At 68.0% G+C, this 16,666-nt stretch carries 16 protein-coding genes; 6 read left to right on the plus strand and 10 right to left on the minus strand.

Annotated features, from left to right (window positions below; all coding sequences use genetic code 11):
* Nucleotides 1–22: 22 nt before the first annotated feature.
* From AB0I14_RS16705 to AB0I14_RS16725, 5 genes are all read right to left on the minus strand, one after another.
* Entirely contained in the window at nt 23–1,951 is a 1,929-nt protein-coding gene (locus tag AB0I14_RS16705; protein ID WP_358023404.1) for a penicillin-binding protein 2, read from the minus strand.
* A complete protein-coding gene (locus AB0I14_RS16710; protein WP_358023407.1) occupies nt 1,948–3,123 on the minus strand; it encodes a hypothetical protein in 1,176 nt (391 codons plus the stop codon). Before AB0I14_RS16710 ends, AB0I14_RS16705 begins: the two co-directional genes overlap by 4 nt.
* Nucleotides 3,120–4,121 carry a 16S rRNA (cytosine(1402)-N(4))-methyltransferase RsmH gene (rsmH, locus tag AB0I14_RS16715; protein ID WP_358023410.1) on the minus strand — a complete coding sequence of 334 codons (1,002 nt, stop codon included), beginning with the start codon at nt 4,119–4,121 and terminating at the stop codon, nt 3,120–3,122. Before rsmH ends, AB0I14_RS16710 begins: the two co-directional genes overlap by 4 nt.
* A 163-nt stretch (nt 4,122–4,284) precedes the next feature.
* Complete coding sequence (gene mraZ / locus AB0I14_RS16720) at nt 4,285–4,713, minus strand: division/cell wall cluster transcriptional repressor MraZ (protein WP_358023412.1); 429 nt, start codon at nt 4,711–4,713, stop codon at nt 4,285–4,287.
* A 430-nt stretch (nt 4,714–5,143) separates the two neighbouring features.
* Nucleotides 5,144–5,545 carry a DUF3040 domain-containing protein gene (locus AB0I14_RS16725; RefSeq protein WP_166905197.1) on the minus strand — a complete coding sequence of 134 codons (402 nt, stop codon included), beginning with the start codon at nt 5,543–5,545 and terminating at the stop codon, nt 5,144–5,146.
* Nucleotides 5,546–5,774: 229 nt separating this feature from the next.
* Between AB0I14_RS16725 and AB0I14_RS16730 the strand changes: the two genes are divergently transcribed.
* The 4 genes from AB0I14_RS16730 to AB0I14_RS16745 all read left to right on the plus strand — a co-directional run bounded on the left by AB0I14_RS16730 (nt 5,775) and on the right by AB0I14_RS16745 (nt 9,871).
* Complete coding sequence (locus AB0I14_RS16730) at nt 5,775–6,383, plus strand: GNAT family N-acetyltransferase (RefSeq protein ID WP_358023415.1); 609 nt, start codon at nt 5,775–5,777, stop codon at nt 6,381–6,383.
* Between the two features lie 11 nt (nt 6,384–6,394).
* Nucleotides 6,395–7,099 (plus strand): DUF3153 domain-containing protein, encoded by a 705-nt coding sequence (locus AB0I14_RS16735; RefSeq protein WP_358023417.1) that lies wholly within the window; start codon nt 6,395–6,397, stop codon nt 7,097–7,099.
* Nucleotides 7,100–7,225: 126 nt separating this feature from the next.
* Complete coding sequence (gene idsA2, locus AB0I14_RS16740) at nt 7,226–8,314, plus strand: bifunctional (2E,6E)-farnesyl/geranyl diphosphate synthase (RefSeq protein ID WP_358023420.1); 1,089 nt, start codon at nt 7,226–7,228, stop codon at nt 8,312–8,314.
* 18 nt (nt 8,315–8,332) lie between these two features.
* Nucleotides 8,333–9,871, plus strand: a complete 1,539-nt coding sequence (locus tag AB0I14_RS16745; RefSeq protein WP_358023424.1) for an alpha-(1->6)-mannopyranosyltransferase A — start codon at nt 8,333–8,335, stop codon at nt 9,869–9,871.
* On the opposite strand, the gene AB0I14_RS16750 is transcribed toward AB0I14_RS16745, so the two are convergent.
* Nucleotides 9,860–10,264 carry an Rv2175c family DNA-binding protein gene (locus AB0I14_RS16750; protein ID WP_358023427.1) on the minus strand — a complete coding sequence of 135 codons (405 nt, stop codon included), beginning with the start codon at nt 10,262–10,264 and terminating at the stop codon, nt 9,860–9,862. The two genes, AB0I14_RS16745 and AB0I14_RS16750, sit on opposite strands and share 12 nt — an antisense overlap.
* Before the next feature lie 36 nt (nt 10,265–10,300).
* Between AB0I14_RS16750 and AB0I14_RS16755 the strand changes: the two genes are divergently transcribed.
* Complete coding sequence (locus tag AB0I14_RS16755) at nt 10,301–11,572, plus strand: protein kinase (RefSeq protein WP_358023430.1); 1,272 nt, start codon at nt 10,301–10,303, stop codon at nt 11,570–11,572.
* A gap of 9 nt (nt 11,573–11,581) precedes the next feature.
* Here AB0I14_RS16755 and AB0I14_RS16760 read toward each other — a convergent pair whose 3' ends face one another.
* Genes AB0I14_RS16760 through AB0I14_RS16770 form a run of 3 tightly spaced genes read right to left on the minus strand, consistent with a single transcriptional unit; the run spans nt 11,582 to nt 14,412 of the window.
* Entirely contained in the window at nt 11,582–12,979 is a 1,398-nt protein-coding gene (locus AB0I14_RS16760) for a class II 3-deoxy-7-phosphoheptulonate synthase (RefSeq protein WP_358023433.1), read from the minus strand.
* Nucleotides 12,980–13,012: 33 nt separating this feature from the next.
* Entirely contained in the window at nt 13,013–13,531 is a 519-nt protein-coding gene (locus AB0I14_RS16765) for a polyadenylate-specific 3'-exoribonuclease AS (RefSeq protein ID WP_358023435.1), read from the minus strand.
* Nucleotides 13,531–14,412, minus strand: a complete 882-nt coding sequence (locus tag AB0I14_RS16770; protein WP_358023438.1) for a hypothetical protein — start codon at nt 14,410–14,412, stop codon at nt 13,531–13,533. The genes AB0I14_RS16765 and AB0I14_RS16770 overlap by 1 nt, the downstream gene beginning before the upstream one ends.
* 83 nt (nt 14,413–14,495) lie before the next feature.
* On the opposite strand from AB0I14_RS16770, the gene AB0I14_RS16775 reads away from it, so the two are divergent.
* Nucleotides 14,496–15,809, plus strand: coding sequence for a glycosyltransferase 87 family protein (locus tag AB0I14_RS16775; RefSeq protein WP_358023441.1), 1,314 nt, complete (start codon nt 14,496–14,498; stop codon nt 15,807–15,809).
* Here AB0I14_RS16775 and AB0I14_RS16780 read toward each other — a convergent pair.
* Nucleotides 15,806–16,549, minus strand: a complete 744-nt coding sequence (locus tag AB0I14_RS16780; protein ID WP_358023444.1) for a lysophospholipid acyltransferase family protein — start codon at nt 16,547–16,549, stop codon at nt 15,806–15,808. The two genes, AB0I14_RS16775 and AB0I14_RS16780, sit on opposite strands and share 4 nt — an antisense overlap.
* Nucleotides 16,550–16,666: the final 117 nt, after the last annotated feature.

A 16,666-nucleotide genomic window follows, 5' to 3' on the forward strand; every position in this document is an offset into this window, starting at 1 on the left:
GCACCACCCACGACTATCGCGGTCAGGTCGCCTGCAGGGTCAACCGCGGCCCCGGATCGGCCGACAGCGGGACGTTGTGACGTTGCAGCAGCCACGAGGCGATGTTGTGGAACAGCGGCGCCGCCGAGGATCCCGGCGAGCCGTCCGCGGCGCGGTGCGGTGCGTCCATCATGATGCCGACGACATAGCGAGGATCATCGGCAGGCGCCAGGCCGGCGAAGGTGATCCAGTAGACGTCGTCGTAGTAGCAGCCGCACGCCGGATTGATCTGCTGCGCCGTACCGGTCTTACCGGCGATCTGGTAGCCCTCGACCGCTGCCTGCGGGCCCGTGCCCTGCTGATAGCCCATGGGATCACGCTGCACGATGGAGCGGAACATGTTGCGTACCGTGCGGGCGGTCTCCGGTGTCACCACCCGAACACCTTCCGGCCGTGGCTCATCGGTCCGGGTGCCATCGGACGCAATCGTGGACTTGATGATCCGCGGCGGCATGCGGACCCCGTCATTGGCGATCGTCTGATACATCCCGGTCATCTGCAGCAGCGTCATCGAAAGACCCTGTCCGATGGGCAGGTTGGAGAACGAGCTGCCCGACCACTGATCGATGGGCGGCACCAGACCCGAGCTCTCACCGGGTAGGCCGACGCCGGTACGCTGACCGAGCCCGAACCGGCGGACCATGTCGTAGAACCGATCCGGACCGACGCGCTGGGCCAACATCAGGGTGCCGACGTTGGACGACTTCCCGAACACACCGGTCATCGTGTACGGCATCACACCGTGGTTCCACGCGTCGCGGACGGTGACGCCGCCCATGTCGATCGAGCCGGGCACCTGCAGCACCTCGTCGGGGTTGGCGAGACCGTACTCGATCGCGGCCGAGGCCGTGATGATCTTGTTCACCGAGCCGGGCTCGAACGGTGAGGACACCGGCAGGTTGCCCATCTGCCGGCTGTCCTGCCGACCGAGGTCCTGGCTCGGGTCGAACGTGTTGTCGTTCGACATCGCGAGCACCTCACCGGATTTCGCGTCGAGCACGACGGCCGATACGTTCTTGGCGCCCGAGGCGTCCTTGGCCTGCTGCACCTGCTGCTGGACGTAGTACTGGATGTCGTCATCGAGGGTCAGCTCCACATTGGAGCCGTTGACCGCGTCGTGCCGGTTGCGGTAGCTGCCGGGGATGACCACACCGTCCGAGCCGCGGTCGTAGGTGACCGAACCGTCGGAGCCCGCCAGCACCGCGTCGAGCGAATCCTCAAGTCCCAGTAGACCGTGTCCATCCCAGTCGATGCCGCCGACAATGTTCGCGGCCAGCGAGCCTCCCGGGTACTGGCGCAGGTCCTGGCGCTCGGAACCGACTTCGGGGAACTTGTCCATGATGGCGCTGGCGATCGCGGGATCCACCGCGCGGGCCAGATAGACGAAAGTCTCGTTGCTCCTGAGCTTCTTGAGCACCGTCTTGGCGTCCGGCCGGTTGTCCAGCCGGGTGGCGATCTCCTTGGCGATGTCCGAGAGCCGGCGATCCGGATCCGGCGCCTCACTGGACTTTGCCTTGGCCTCGGCGAGCTGCTTACGGACCCGGACCGGCTGGAACGTCAGCGCCTTGGCCTCGATGGTGAACGCCAGCTTGTCGCCGTTGCGGTCGACGATGCTGCCCCGCATGGCGGGGTTCACGTCGGTGACCTTGAGCTGGCTGGCCGCCTCGGCACGCAGGCCCGCCGCCCTGGGCACCTGGAGCGTGAACAGCTGCACTGCCGCGATCACCAGCACCGCGAGCATGACCAGGTTCCCGGTGCGATGCCGGAACACGAAAGAAGAGCTGCGCAAGCCTGTTTCGGCGGCAGCCACCCTGGTACGGCGGTCGCGGGCCTCATGCCCGGGACCCGGTGAGGCCTTCTTGGCCCGCTGCGGCTTGGGCGACTGGCCCTGGCGGCCCGGGCGGCGGCTCATGCGGCCGGCGCCTGGGCGTTGACGCCGGCGGCCGGGACGTGTGCGGCGGGGGCCGCCGGTGGGCTGAACTGCTCCAGCGGAACGACGGGTCCGGGGGCGGCTGCCAGCGCCTGCGCGGGCGGAGCCGGAGCGGCCGGCGCCGGTGCGACCGGTTCCGGCAGGACGGGTCCGGGCGCGGTGGGCACACCGGCGGTCGGCAGATGCGTCGGGTCGGTGACCTGTTGCGGTGCGAGTTGCGCGGGGTCAACCGGCGCGGGCGCAGCCAAGGGGGCCGGCGCCGGAGCTGCGAGCACGCCCGGTGCCGGCGCGGTCGGTCCCGGCAGGACCGGCCCGGGCACCGGCGGTACGGCGCCGGGCACACCGTGGGGTGCGTCGGCCTGCGGAACCGGAATGCCCGGAACGGCAGGAGAACCCGGGCGCGGCGCCCGCACCGTCAACTCCCGCGGATCGACCACACGGGGGGCCGGGGGCGCGGGCGGGGCCGGCGGGGCCTCCTCGGGCAACGGGGTGTTCAACGGGGGCGGTGGCACCCCTTCGGCCGGTTTGGGGGTGCCGACGACGGTCCAGTTGCCGGCAGCGTCTTGCACCAGGTGTGCGGTGTCGCGCGACGGGATCATTCCCAGATTGCGGGCAGATTCGGCCAGCGCCGGTGCGGCCTGCGCCTCGAGCACATCGCGTTCCAGCGCCTCTTTCTGTTGCAGCAGACCCTGATTGATCTGGCGGGCATGGCCCAACTGGTAGGACCGCTCGGCCGAACCGGTCGACAGCCACAACGTGACCGCGAGTCCCATACCCAGCGCCGCGATCACCAACACGACGAACGGGACACGGGCGACCAGGACGCGCGGGTTCAGCTCGATCGAGGCCAGCCGGACCAGCAGACGTTCCCGCAACCGGACCCGCAGTGGCGGACGGACAACCTTGGGAGCCTTGGCTTTACGAGCCTTCGCCCGCGCTTTTGCCTGGCTGGCGCTCTTGGGCCGGGCCGCACGGGTGCCCGGCCGCTGAACCGGCCCGGCGCTCGGTGCCGTACGTGCGGGCCGCTGTTCGGAACCCGGCCGGCGCTTGCGCGGCGGGGCCTGATCGGTCCGCCGCCCGCCACCTCGCGCGGGTTGACGCACCGGACGCCTGCGGTCTGCCTCGCGCAGCTGTTCGGGTCGCTTGACCTTCATGAGTTGCCCCCTCCCCCAACCTTTTCCAGTGCCCGCAGCCGCACCGGAGCGCTACGCGGATTGCGATCGATCTCAAATTGGCGGGCCTTCTCGGCGCCGCGGGTCAACGTGACGAATTCGGGTTCATGGCCGGGCAGTTCGATGGGCAGGCCGGGCGGGGTCCGCGATGCGGTCGCCGCGGCGAACGCCTGCTTGACGATCCGGTCCTCGAGCGACTGGTAGGACATCACCACGATCCGTCCACCGTCGGTCAGCGCGGCAAGCGCGGCAGGCAGCGCGGCGCGCAGCGACTCCAGTTCGCCGTTGACCGCGACGCGCAGCGCCTGGAAGGTGCGCTTACCCGGATGTCCCCCGGTACGGCGGGCCGGTGCCGGGATCGCCTCGTAGAGCAGCTCCACCAGTTCTCGGGTTGTGGAAAATGGTTGCTGTGCACGCCGTTTGACGACCTTGTCGGCTATCCGGCCGGCGAAGCGCTCCTCGCCGAAATCGCGCAGAATCCGTGCGATCGACTTGGCGTCGTACGTGTTGAGGATGTCCGCGGCCGTCAGCGGCGCGTCGGGATCCATCCGCATGTCCAGCGGCGCGTCCGCGGAGTAGGAGAAGCCACGTTCGGTCTGATCGAGCTGCATGGAGGAGACCCCGAGGTCGAACAGCACACCGTCAATCTGGGTGAAGCCGGATTCCGTTATCGCTCCGGCGATTCCGTCATAGCGGGTCCGCACCGGCCGCATCCGGTCGCCGAACGGAGCCAGGCGGGCACCGGCGATGCCGAGCGCGTTGGGGTCACGGTCCAGGCCGATCACGTGCAGACCCGGAAAGTCGGTCAGAAAGCGTTCGGAGTGGCCGCCTGCGCCGAGCGTGGCGTCCACCAGCACCGCGTCCGTACCGTCCTCGTGGCGACGGGTGAGCGCGGGGGCCAGCAACTCGACGCAGCGGTCGAGCAGAACCGGGATGTGACCGTGGCCCTGGGAGTCGGACTGATCTGGGGAATCTGGCACCGCTGAAACACCTCCGCTCGGAATGGCCCCTGCACCGGGGTCTCTGTCCGAATTCACGGACCTGGCGTCGGGGAAGTACGCCAGGGCCAATTCGGGCAGAGGCCTCGCTGCACGGGCTAAGTCCAGGCCGGCCGCCGGTTGACCGGCCGTATCAGCGGCACCATCAGAGAACGTCGCGAGTTTCATCGGTGGCCGCGGAGAAGTTTTCTTCGTGGGTCTGCTGGTAGGACTGCCACGCGTCGGCGTCCCAGATCTCCAGGTAGTCGACCGACCCGATGACCACACATTCCTTGGACAGGTTTGCGTAGCGCCGGTGATCCGCCGACAGGGTGATCCGACCCTGACCGTCCGGACGCTGTTCGTCTGCGGCTGCGGCGAATACCCGCAACTGCGCGCGACGTTCCGGATGGGCCTTGGCCTCTTCCACCGCTTTGCGTGCACGTTCTTCGAACTCGTCCCGCGGGTACACGGCCAGGCTGTGATCTTGGCTCTTCGTGACCATCAACCCTCCTGCCAGTACGTCGCGGAACTTGGCGGGCAGCGTGAGCCGCCCTTTGTCGTCGAGCTTGGGCGTGTAGGTACCCAGAAACATCTGGACACCTCCCGCCACCCGGTTCGGATCCCGAGTCGCTTCGCCTTCTGCCCTCCGAACGGGGCTCCGATTTCCCCGTTGGCCGCCACTTTACCCCACGATCCCCCACTTTGCTCCATTTAGTCCGCCCAGTTTGGGCGTTCTCCCCACCCGAACCCCCAAGAACAGCCCACTCAGCGCGTCGCCGCGCCCAAACCCGGGTCGTAGAAACAGAAAAACCGCAGGTAGATACCTGCGGTGAAAAGGTGGGGGGTTGTGGGGCGAAATTCCCTGGGAATCTGCCGCCCTCCCCCACAAAGCCCCACGGCCCCACACGGGAGAGCTACCCCGGCGTGTCGCTGGACTGCCCCCGGCACCCGGCCCGGGCACACGACAAGGCACAAAAAGGGGGCAACCCGTTACGGGCTGCCCCCTGAATCCGTCTGACGGCTCAGTCGTCGAACCGGCGTCGGAACCGGTCTTCCATTCGAGTGGTGAAAGACCCGCCGCGCTGACGACGCTGCCGCGGCGCATTGCCCGAACCCTGGGCCGCACGCCCCGGGCCACCGGTCACGCGCGGACCCGTGATGGCGAACACCACGCCACCGAACATGACCACGAATCCCACCACCGACAGGATGGGGAACCCACCCAGCATGGTGGCCTTCACGGCCACACCGATGACCAGCAGAGCCAGGCCCACGATGAACAGCAACGCGCCCTGAAGCCTGCGCCGAGCCGATGGTGCGCGCAAGGTCCCACCACGAACGCTCGAGGCGAACTTGGGGTCCTCGGCATAGAGCGCGCTCTCGATCTGGTCGAGCATGCGCTGCTCATGATCGGAGAGTGGCATTCGTCCCTCCTTGCCGACGCCGCCGTCGCTTTTCAAGATTTCACGTGCCCGCAATCACGGGCACCTAACGCTAATGATACGAGGTCGATCCGAGCCGTACCACCTTGTTCGCCGTCGATTGTAGGTCGTCGTGAGATAGCCCGAGTCGACGGGACCGACCGTCTCTCAGCCGGATAATGCTGAAGATAATGAGTTAGGCAGGACACCGGGCGGGCGAAGGGCGAAGGCATTGGCGACGTATCTCATCGATCTGTCGCCGGACGATATGAAGCGCCGGCTTCCCGAGGCACTGCGTGTGTACGTCGACGCCATGCACTACCCACGCGGAACCGAGGAGCAGCGCGCCGCACTGTGGCTCGAACACACCCGGCGCGCAGGCTGGAAATGCGTCGCCGCGGTCGAGGCCCCCGATGCCGATCCGGATTCCGGCGCAGGCCCGGACCGGGCAGTTCTGCTCGACGCACCGCTGAACGGGATCGCATACGGCTACAGCGGCGCGCCGGATCAATGGTGGCAGCAACAGGTCATCTCCGGCCTGCAGCGAATGGGCACCAACCCGGGGCACATCGCCGACCTGATGGCCAGCTACTTCGAACTCACCGAGCTTCACATCGAGCCCCGCGCCCAGGGACAGGGCCTCGGCGAGGCTCTGACCAGGCGACTATTGGCCGGACGGGACGAATCTCACGTGCTGTTGTCGACCCCCGAGATCAACGGCGAGGCCAATCGGGCGTGGCGGTTGTACCGGCGGCTGGGCTTCACCGACGTCATCCGCGGTTACCACTTCGCCGGCGACCCCCGGCCGTTCGCCATCCTCGGTCGCCCACTGCCGTTGTGACATCTGGCACGATGACCAGCGTGCACGTCCGACCCCCGAGCCGCCGCCGCCGGACCCGCCTGCTCACGTTGGTGATGTTGTTGCTGATCCTGCCCATGGCAGTGGGCTGCGTCCGGGTCCGCACCTCGATCACGGTCTCCCCCGACGACCGCGTGTCCGGTCAGATCATCGCCGCGGCCAAGCCGCGGGACGCCGATGACAGGGGCCCGCAACTGCTGAACAACCTCCCCTTCGCCACGAAGGTCGCCGTCTCGGAGTACAGACGCGACGACTTCGTCGGTTCCCAGGCGGTGTTCTCCGACCTCACGTTCGCCGAACTGCCCCAGCTGGCCGGCATGAGCCGGGATGCCGCTGGAGTCGACATCTCGCTACGCCGCGCCGGTGACCTGGTGATCCTGGAGGGCCGGGTGGACCTCACCTCGCTCAACGATCCACAGGCCGACGTTCTGCTCACGGTGTCGTTCCCCGGCGAAGTGACCTCGACCAACGGCGATCAGGTGAGTTCCTCGATCGTGGAATGGAAACTGCGGCCGGGCATCGTCAGCACGATGAACGCCCAGGCCCGCTACACCGATCCCAGTGCCCGGTCCTTCACCACCGCGACCATCTGGCTCGTCGTCGGCGCATTCCTGGTGGCCGGCGTGATAGGGGCCCTGGCCTGGATGAGCCGGGACACCTCCCGGAAACCGGGTGACCCGGTCGCCGGCAGCGACTGACCACGCGCACCGTCCCCGCCGAGCACATAGCTACGCCGCCTCACTTGGTACAAAACGCGTGGCACGCTCTACGCTGGATGCACTCGGGGACACACCGTTGATGACAGAAAGGGGCGGGCGCTGAGCGTGCAAACATCGGCTCCGTCAACCGTCGAGCTGGCCGGGGCCGTCACCGACCAATTGCGCGACTACCTGCGCGAGCGCCGCCACGACTGCGAGTACATCGGAACCGACTACGCCGAGCTGACCGAGGCCCTCGAAGAATTCGTGCTGCGCGGCGGCAAGCGGATGCGCCCGGCCTTCGCCTACTGGGGCTGGCGCGCGGTCATCGATCCGGCCGACCGCCCCGCGGGTCCCGATGTGCTGAGGTTGTTCGCCGCGCTGGAATTGCTGCAGGCCTGCGCCCTGGTACACGACGACGTCATCGACGATTCGGCCACCCGCCGTGGCCTGCCCACCGTGCACCGGGTGTTCGCCGACCGGCACCGCGACCGCAACTGGCACGGTTCGTCGCGGCAGTTCGGTTTGTCGGCGGCCATCCTGGCCGGCGACCTGGCGTTGTCCTGGGCCGACGACATCGTCGCCTCGGCTGACATCCCCGCCGACGCGCAGCAGCGCGTCCAGCAGGTCTGGCGCCACATCCGCACCGAGGTGCTCGGCGGCCAGTACCTCGACATCGTCGCGGAATCCAGCGGTGCCGAATCGGTGGCCTCGGCGATGAACGTCAACACCTACAAGACCGCGTCCTACACCGTGGCCCGGCCGCTGCAGCTGGGTGCGGCCGCGGCCGCCGACCGGCCCGACGTGCAGCAGATCTTCCATCAGGTCGGCAACGACCTTGGCGTCGCCTTCCAGCTCCGCGATGACGTGCTCGGGGTGTTCGGCGACCCGGCGGTGACCGGAAAGCCCTCCGGTGACGACCTGCGATCCGGCAAGCGCACGGTGCTGCTGGCCGAGGCACTCGAGCTCGCCGACAAATCCGACCCCGCCGCCGCAGAGCTGCTGCGCACCTCGGTGGGCAGCGAGCTGTCCGACGCCCAGGTGGGCGACCTGTGCCGGGCCATCGAATCAGTGGGTGCCCTGGCCGCGGTCGAGGCGCACATCGAGCTGCTGACCAACCGTGCCCTGGACACACTGGCAGCCGCCCCCATTCACTCCCAGGCGAAAACCGGCCTGGCCGAGATCGCCCGGTTCGCGGCGAACCGGTCGGCTTAGGAGCACGGCCAGCACGTCATGACACACACGCCGACCGAGACCCCGAGCACCGGGGTCGCGCAACACATCTCACGCCTGGCTGCATTCGCGGTGTCCGCCGATGCCCGCCCGGCCCGGCTGGGTTTCCTGGGCGCGGCCCTGCTGACCATCGGCGGGCTCGGCGCGGGCAGCACGCGATTGCACGACCCGCTCCTGGAGTCACTGCACCTGTCCTGGCTGCGATTCGGGCACGGCCTGGTGCTGTCCTCGATCCTGCTGTGGGTCGGCATCGCGGTGATGCTGATCGCCTGGCTGTGGCTGGGCCGGCGCGTGATCGACCGCACCGCCACCGAATACACCATGGTGGCCACCACAGGTTTCTGGCTCGCGCCGCTGCTGCTGAGCGTGCCGCTGTTCAGCCGGGACACTTACTCGTACCTCGCCCAGGGAGCGCTCCTGCGCGACGGCTTCGACCCCTACGTGGTGGGGCCGGTGGAGAATCCGAACCTCCTGCTGGACAACGTGAGCCCGATCTGGACGACGACCACCGCGCCCTACGGGCCGGCCTTCATCCTGGTCGCGAAGTTCGTCACGATGCTGGTGGGCGACGACGTCGTGGCCGGCACCATGTTGTTGCGGCTGTGCATGCTGCCCGGCCTGGTGTTGCTGATCTGGGCGACGCAGCGCGTCGCGCGCCACATCGGCGCGAGTCCGGCGACTGCCCTGTGGGTCTGCGTGCTCAACCCGCTGGTGATCATCCACCTGATGGGCGGCGTACACAACGAGATGCTGATGGTCGGGCTCATGATGGCCGGCATCGCACTGACGTTCCGACAACATCCGGTCTGGGGCGTCGGCGTGATCGCCATGGCCGTCGCAGTCAAAGCGACCGCGGGACTTGCACTTCCGTTCGTCGTCTGGGTATGGACGCGGCAGCTGCGCGACCGCCACGACCACCCACCGGTGCGGGCATTCGTCCTGGCGACCGCCGCTTCCATGGCGATCCTCGCCGCGGTGTTCGCGGTGATGTCCTGGCTGGCCGGCGTCGGCCTGGGCTGGCTGTCCGCCCTCGCGGCCGGCAACGTGAAGATCATCAACTGGCTGACCGTGCCCACGGCCGCCGCCAACCTGATCAACGCCATCGGCGGCCTCATGTTCCCGGTCAACTTCTACGCCGTGCTCGAGGTCACCCGCATCATCGGCATCCTCACCATCGTGATCGCCCTGCCGCTGTTGTGGTGGCGCTACCGGCACACCGACCGCGAAGCCCTCACCGGCACCGCCCTGGCCATGGCGGTGGTCGTGTTGTTCGTTCCCGCTGCGCTGCCCTGGTACTACACGTGGCCGCTGGCGGTGGCAGCCGCCCTGATCCAGACCCGGCCCGCCATCGCGGTGGTGGCCGGACTCTCCACCTGGATCATGGTGATGTGGAAACCCGATGGGGCACACGGCATGTACTCGTGGGCGCACGTCTTGCTGACCACGGCATGCGCGGCGGTGGCGTGGTATGCGCTGTACCGCGCACCCGAGAGGCCCGCGCCTGAGCCGGCGGCCGAGATCCAGCCGTCAGTAACCTAGCGCCTGCGCGCGGCGCAGCACCTCACGTGCCTGGTGGGAATGCAGGGCGTCGACCGGGCGGGCATTGGACACCTGCTCGGTGCGGCCGTCGGCGGTGATCGTCAGGGACTCGTCCGGGGTGAACAACCAGCGCACGATGTCGGTATCGCCGTAGCCACCGTCGCGGAGCACGACCAGCAGGCCGGGCAGGTGCTTGACCACATGACCGTTGCCATCGAAGAAGACCTTCGGCACCACCATCACGCGGTCGCGGCGCACGGCGATCAACTGCCCGTCGCGCAACTGTTGATGGACCTTGGTGACCGGGATGCCGAGCAAACCCGACACCGTGGGTAGGTCATAGACGGGCTCGTCAGGGTCCAGAATGTCATCGGCGACCGGAATGCTGCTCACCGCACTGATTCTAGGACCACGGCCACAACTCGTAACATGTGTCCGGTGGAGCAGCAATCGGATCCACTCGTCGGCACCATGCTCGACGGGCGCTATCGCGTGGACACCGCCATCGCCACCGGCGGCATGTCCACGGTCTACCGCGGCCTCGACGTCCGCCTGGACCGCCCTGTGGCGCTCAAGGTCATGGACTCCCGCTACAGCGGCGACAGCCACTTCCTGACCAGGTTCGGGCGCGAGGCCAAGGCAGTGGCCCGGTTGAAGGATCCTGGATTGGTCGCTGTCTACGACCAGGGTGGCGGAGGCGCTGCGCATCAGCCGCCTTTCCTGGTGATGGAGCTGGTCGAGGGCGGCACACTCCGCGAACTGCTGGCCGAACGCGGCCCGATGCCCCCGCACGCGGTCGCTGCGGTGCTGGCTCCGGTGCTCGGCGGGCTCGCGGTGGCGCACCGCGCCGGCCTCGTGCACCGCGACGTCAAGCCCGAGAACGTCCTGATCTCCGACGACGGTGAGGTCAAGATCGCCGACTTCGGCCTGGTGCGCGCCGTCGCCGAGGCCAAGATCACCTCGACCAGCGTGATCCTGGGCACCGCGGCCTACCTGTCCCCCGAGCAGGTGAGCACCGGCGACGCCGACCCGCGCAGCGACGTGTACGCCGTCGGCATCCTCACCTACGAACTGCTCACGGGCGTCACGCCGTTCACCGGAGACTCGGCGCTCACCGTGGCCTATCAGCGCATGGATAACGATGTGCCCGCACCGAGCGGGGTAATCGCGGGAGTGCCAACGCAATTCGACCAGCTCGTGCGCCGTGCCACCGCACGCGATCCGGGACAGCGCTTCGTCGACGCCGATGCCATGCGGGCCGAACTGGCCGAGATCGTCGACGACCTCGGGCTGCCGGCGTTCCGCGTGCCCGCACCGCAGCAGTCGGCCCAGCACCTGGCCGCAACCCGCGTGCATGACCTCGGCGCCCCTGACGATCGCCGTGCAGAAACGACCACCGTCGTGACGGCCGCGCCGCCGTCCCCGCCGGTGGCACCCCCGATCGCTCCCGCACCGCGCCAGCCCACCCGCGAGATCACCCGCGACCAGCACGACTGGGCGCCGATCCCGGCCGATCCCGAGGCGGCCGAATACTCGCTCGGGGCAGGGCAATTCGCCGGTATCGAGATGAGCGAGTTCCACTGGGCCCGCCAACGCGCCAGACGGGCGCTCGCGTTCTGGGTGATCGCGGTACTCACCCTCACCGGACTCGTGGCTGCCGCAGCGTGGACGCTGGGCAGCAACATCGGCGCGCTGCTCTAGCCGAGAGCGCTACCCGCGCAGCATCTCCGCGACGAGGAACGCCAACTCCAGGCTCTGCTGGGTGTTGAGCCGCGGATCGCACGCGGTCTCGTAGCGGCCGGCCAGATCCGAATCCGAGATGTCCTGTGCCCCACCGAGACATTCGGTGACGTTCTCCCCGGTGATCTCGACGTGGATACCGCCGGGGTGGGTACCCAAGGTGTGGTGCACCTCGAAGAACCCCTGCACCTCGTCGACGATGCGGTCGAAGTGGCGGGTCTTGTAGCCCGTCGACGACTCGTGGGTGTTGCCGTGCATCGGATCGCACTGCCAGATCACCTGGTGGCCCGTGGCCTCGACCTTCTCGATGATCGGCGGCAGCAGATCGCGCACCTTGTTGTTGCCCATCCGCGTCACCAGGGTCAGCCGGCCGGGCTCGTTGTTCGGATCCAGGCGCTCGACGTATTCGACGGCCATCTCCGGCGTCGTCGTCGGCCCCAGCTTGATGCCGATCGGGTTGGCGATCACCTCGGCCAACGCGACATGGGCACCGTCGAGCTGACGCGTGCGCTCACCGATCCACAGGTAGTGCGCGGACTGGTTGTACAGCTTGGGCGGCCCGTCCGGGTTCTCGGCAGGATCAGCCAGCCGCAGCATCGCGCGCTCGTAGTCGATCACCAGCGCCTCGTGGCTGGCGAAGATATCGGCGGTCTGCAGATTACGGTCGGCCACCCCGCACGCGGACATGAACTTCAGACCACGGTCGATCTCCCCGGCCAACGCCTCGTACCGGGCGCCGGCGGGTGAGGTCCGGACGAACTCGCGGTTCCAGTTGTGCACGAGGTGCAGCGACGCCAGCCCCGACGAGGTCAGCGCGCGCACCATGTTCATCGCGGCGCTGGCATTGGCGTAGGCACGCACCAACCGCGACGGATCATGCTCGCGCACAGCAGCATCCGGGGCGAAGCCGTTGACCATGTCACCGCGGTAGGACCTCAGGCCCAGCGAGTCCAGATCGGAGGACCGCGGCTTGGCGTACTGGCCGGCGATCCGGGCCACCTTGACCACCGGCATGCTGGCGCCATAGGTCAGCACCACGGCCATCTGCAGCAGTGTGCGGATGTTGGCCCGGATGTGCGGCTCGGTGTTGTCGACGAACGTCTCGGCGCAGTCGCCGCCCTGCAGCAGGAAGGCCTCGCCGCGGGCGACGTCGGCCAACAGACCCTTGAGCTTCTCGATCTCGGACGGCACGGTGACCGGCGGAACGCTCTCCAGCACGGTACGCATGGCCTTCGCCGCATCCGGGTCCCAGCTGGGCTGCTGCACGGCCGGCTTGGCCAGCGCCGCATCGAGCCGCTGACGCAGCTCGTCGGTCAGCGGAGGCAGTGGTGGCAGCTGCTCGATGGGGATGTCAACGGTCCAGTTCACCCATTCATGGTAGCCGCCGGTGAACGGCCGTTTTCAGGGTTGTCTGGTGCCGGATTCCCGCGCCGGCGCGAGCCCGATCCCCGTCATCAACTGGAACCGGTGCAGATTGTGCCGGGCATCGACGAGCGCGTCGTGTGCATCGGTCGGTCGCGCGGGCATCCGCGGCGATCCACGCTCCTCCCAGAACTGGCGCAGCTCGCGGGTGAACCGGGGCATCGCCGGAGGCAGATCGGTCATCGGGCCCCACAGCTGGCACAGCACCACGTGGTCGTAGGCGCCCACCCAGGCCCACAGCTCGATCGGCTCGTCACCGTCGACGTCGAAGAAATCCTCCAGCTCCGACCGGATCTGCCGCCGTGACCGCCACAGCTTCGACGACGGGGACGGCAGCTTGGGCAGCACGTGCTTGCGTACCCACCGGCCGGCCCGGTCCGGATTGAATTCCGTCGAGATCGCGTAGTACTCGCGGCCGTCCTCGGCGGCGACGCCGATCGAGATCAGCTCGATGGTGCGACCGTCGTCGATGAACTCGGTGTCGTAGAAGTAGCGCATCACCCGATCCGTCCGGTCAGCTCACTGGTGGCCGCAGTTGACGCCGGTGCGGGGGCCGCGTGGATCTCGCGATCCAATTGCGCGTCGACGGTGGCGTCGTCGGGAAACTTCGGCATGCCGGTGATCGCGTCCTGCAACCACAGCTTGGCCTGCACCACGGGCCGGCGCAGCCAACGCTCCCGCTCCAGTGCGCGGTGCATCTTGCGCGGATGGCCCGTGTAGCGCCACCGCGCCCACGGTGCATGCGGCCGCGAAAGCCGAACCGCCCCGACGAACAACAACGGGGTTATGAACATGCCCACCAATCCAGTCCACACCTTGCCTTTGAGCAGCACCACCACCGCCAGGAGCAGGGTAAGCACCGCAACCACGACCACGACCGCCCGCATGGCCGGCGACTGGTCCTCGCGCCAGATACCGATATCAAAGAATGACAGCGGATTGAAACCCAGGATCAACAGTCCCGCCACCGCGACCGCGGCGAACACCGCATCCACCGAGGTGCGGCCGTCCTCGGCCCAGTACACGTCCGACAGATGCAGGATCAGTGCGAACTCGTCCAGCACCAGGGCCGCGCCGATGCCGAAGAACACCGCGGCCACCGTGAACTCCGGTACACCGCCGTTGACCGCGAGCGTCACCATCGTCACGCCCGACACCATCACCAGCACCACGCCGATCACCATGTGGTGGATGTGCACGGATCCGTGGCCCATGTTGCGGGGCTGCCACCACTTCGGCGGCCGCTCGCTGCCGGCATTCCGGCGGATGTAACGCACTACGAGGCGCGTCACGAAGAACGTGAGAATGAACGCCACCAGGCAGCACAGCAACGGCAGGCGATCGCGGGTGAGGAAATCGAGGTGAACGGTCGCATGCACGCACAGAGAACTTACGCCGACCTGCGCGCGTCGCGAGTGCGGATGCGCAGTCGGAGGGTCGCCCCCGATAGTCTGTTGAGGACATGAGTAAGCGGCAGTCGCCCGGCGGGGCTGGTTGGGCACCGACGATCGGGTGGCGGCTTTTTCAGTTGCTCACAGCAACCGGGTTGATCCTGGTGTGCTGGAGGCTTCTGGGGCACGTGCCCTATCGCATCGACATCGACGTGTATCGGATGGGCGGGCGGGCGTGGCTGGACAACCAGCCGCTGTACGCCGACGGCGCCATCTTCCACACCCAGGGCGGCCTGGACCTGCCGTTCACCTATCCCCCGCTCGCGGCGATCATGTTCGCCCCGTTCGCCTGGCTCTCGTTGCCTGCGGCCAGTGTGGCGATCACCGCCACCACGCTGGTGCTGCTGATCGTCTCGATGGTCGTCGTGCTGACCCGGCTGAACGTCTGGCCGGACACCGCGATCACCTCCGAGCCCGCCTGGCTGCGGCGCTGCTGGCTGGCCACCGCGCTCGTGGCACCCGCGGTCATCTGGCTGGAACCGATCCGGTCGAACTTCGAGTTCGGACAGATCAATGTCGTACTGATGATGCTGGTGGTCGCCGACTGCGTTCCACGCCGCACGCCGTGGCCGCGCGGTGTGCTGTTGGGTGTGGCGATCGCACTCAAGCTCACCCCCGCGGTGTTCCTGCTGTACTTCCTGTTGCGCCGCGACATCCACACCCTGGTGCGGACCGCCGCGGCCGCAGTGGCGGCCACGCTGGCCGGGTTCGTCCTGGCCTGGACCGACTCGATCGAGTACTGGACCGAGACTGTGCGCAACACCGACCGGATCGGTACGGCCACGCTCAACACCAACCAGAACATCGCAGGCACCCTGGCCCGGCTCGGCCTGTCCGAGGGGCCGCGGTTCGCATTGTGGGTCGTCGCCTGCTTCGCGGTGCTGGCGCTGACGGTGTGGGCGGCCCGGCGTGCCCTGCGCACCGGCGCCGACGAGGCCCCGGTGGTCGCCCTGATCTGCGTGGCCATGTTCGGCCTGGTGGTCTCACCGGTGTCGTGGTCGCATCACTGGGTCTGGTCACTGCCCACCCTGTTGGTGACCGGCGTGCTCGCCTACCGGATGCGCCAGGTCCGTCTGCCCGCGCTGGCGCTGGCCCTGGTCACCCTGATCGGACTCGCCTTGATGGTGTGGACGCCCATCGCGTTGTTGACCCCGCACCACGAAACTGCCGCATCAGTGGTGCGGCAGTTGGCCGGTGACGCCTACCTGTGGTGGGCGCTCGCGGTCATCGCCGTCATCGGGCTCGTGTCCGCATCCAGAGCGGGCCAGACCACCGCGGCGCCCGCCGCCCCCTTGGTCCAGCTCAGCGGAGGCGAAGCGGCCTAACCCGCCGCGGCGTGCGGCAGGCGGGACGCGGGCTTGGTCGTGTCGACCGGCTGACCGTTGGTCTGCTGCGCGTTCTCCTTGATGGTGGCCGCGTAGATGTCGACGTACTCCTGATCGGACAGATCCATCAGCTCGTACATGACCTCGTCGATCACGGCCCGCTCGATGAAGCGGTTACCGGCCAGACCGTCGAACCGGCTGAAATCCATGGGCTTGCCGAACCTGACCTCGACCCGGCCGAACCGCAGCCCCTTCGCCCCCGGCGGATTGACCACGTCGGTGCCGATCATGGCCACCGGAATCACCGGCACCCCGGTCTCCAGCGCCAGCCGGGCCAGCCCGGTCTTGCCCTTGTACAGGCGGCCATCCGGTGAGCGGGTGCCCTCGGGGTACATGCCGAGCAGCTTGCCCTCGCTGAGGATACGGGTGGCGGTGGCCAGGGCGGCCTGCGCCGAATCCGCATCGGTGCGGTCGATCGGGACCTGTCCGGCCACGGTGTAGAACCAGGCCAGGATCCGGCCCTTGATCCCGGTACCGGTGAAGTACTCCTGCTTGGCCAGGAACGTGATGCGGCGGCTGACCACCAACGGCAGGTAGAAGCTGTCCATCACCGCCAGGTGATTACTGGCCAGGATCGCCGGACCGTCGGCCGGAACATGTTCCAGCCCACTGATTTTGGGGCGGCCGAGGAGAGCCAGCATCGGGCCCAACAGGATGTACTTGAACAGCCAATACCACATGGACCCTCCACCTTGTGCGCACCGCGAAATGCTCTGCGACAACTGTACCCAGGCCATGTTGTGGCTACCACATCAAGTCCTGGATGCCTGCTGAGTCTCAGCGGTACAGCAAATTGC

Origin of the sequence: Mycobacterium sp. NPDC050441 (assembly GCF_040655355.1) — a bacterium.
Lineage (GTDB): Bacteria > Actinomycetota > Actinomycetes > Mycobacteriales > Mycobacteriaceae > Mycobacterium.

What these genes read in the sequence shown, in the direction of transcription:
- AB0I14_RS16705 (WP_358023404.1), bottom strand. Translation starts at nt 1,951, where the DNA reads ATGAGCCGCCGCCCGGGCCGCCAGGGCCAGTCGCCCAAGCCGCAGCGG.
- AB0I14_RS16710 (WP_358023407.1), bottom strand. Translation starts at nt 3,123, where the DNA reads ATGAAGGTCAAGCGACCCGAACAGCTGCGCGAGGCAGACCGCAGGCGT.
- mraZ (WP_358023412.1), bottom strand. Translation starts at nt 4,713, where the DNA reads ATGTTTCTGGGTACCTACACGCCCAAGCTCGACGACAAAGGGCGGCTC.
- AB0I14_RS16725 (WP_166905197.1), bottom strand. Translation starts at nt 5,545, where the DNA reads ATGCCACTCTCCGATCATGAGCAGCGCATGCTCGACCAGATCGAGAGC.
- AB0I14_RS16735 (WP_358023417.1), top strand. Translation starts at nt 6,395, where the DNA reads ATGACCAGCGTGCACGTCCGACCCCCGAGCCGCCGCCGCCGGACCCGC.
- AB0I14_RS16745 (WP_358023424.1), top strand. Translation starts at nt 8,333, where the DNA reads ATGACACACACGCCGACCGAGACCCCGAGCACCGGGGTCGCGCAACAC.
- AB0I14_RS16755 (WP_358023430.1), top strand. Translation starts at nt 10,301, where the DNA reads ATGTGTCCGGTGGAGCAGCAATCGGATCCACTCGTCGGCACCATGCTC.
- AB0I14_RS16765 (WP_358023435.1), bottom strand. Translation starts at nt 13,531, where the DNA reads ATGCGCTACTTCTACGACACCGAGTTCATCGACGACGGTCGCACCATC.
- AB0I14_RS16775 (WP_358023441.1), top strand. Translation starts at nt 14,496, where the DNA reads ATGAGTAAGCGGCAGTCGCCCGGCGGGGCTGGTTGGGCACCGACGATC.
- AB0I14_RS16780 (WP_358023444.1), bottom strand. Translation starts at nt 16,549, where the DNA reads ATGTGGTATTGGCTGTTCAAGTACATCCTGTTGGGCCCGATGCTGGCT.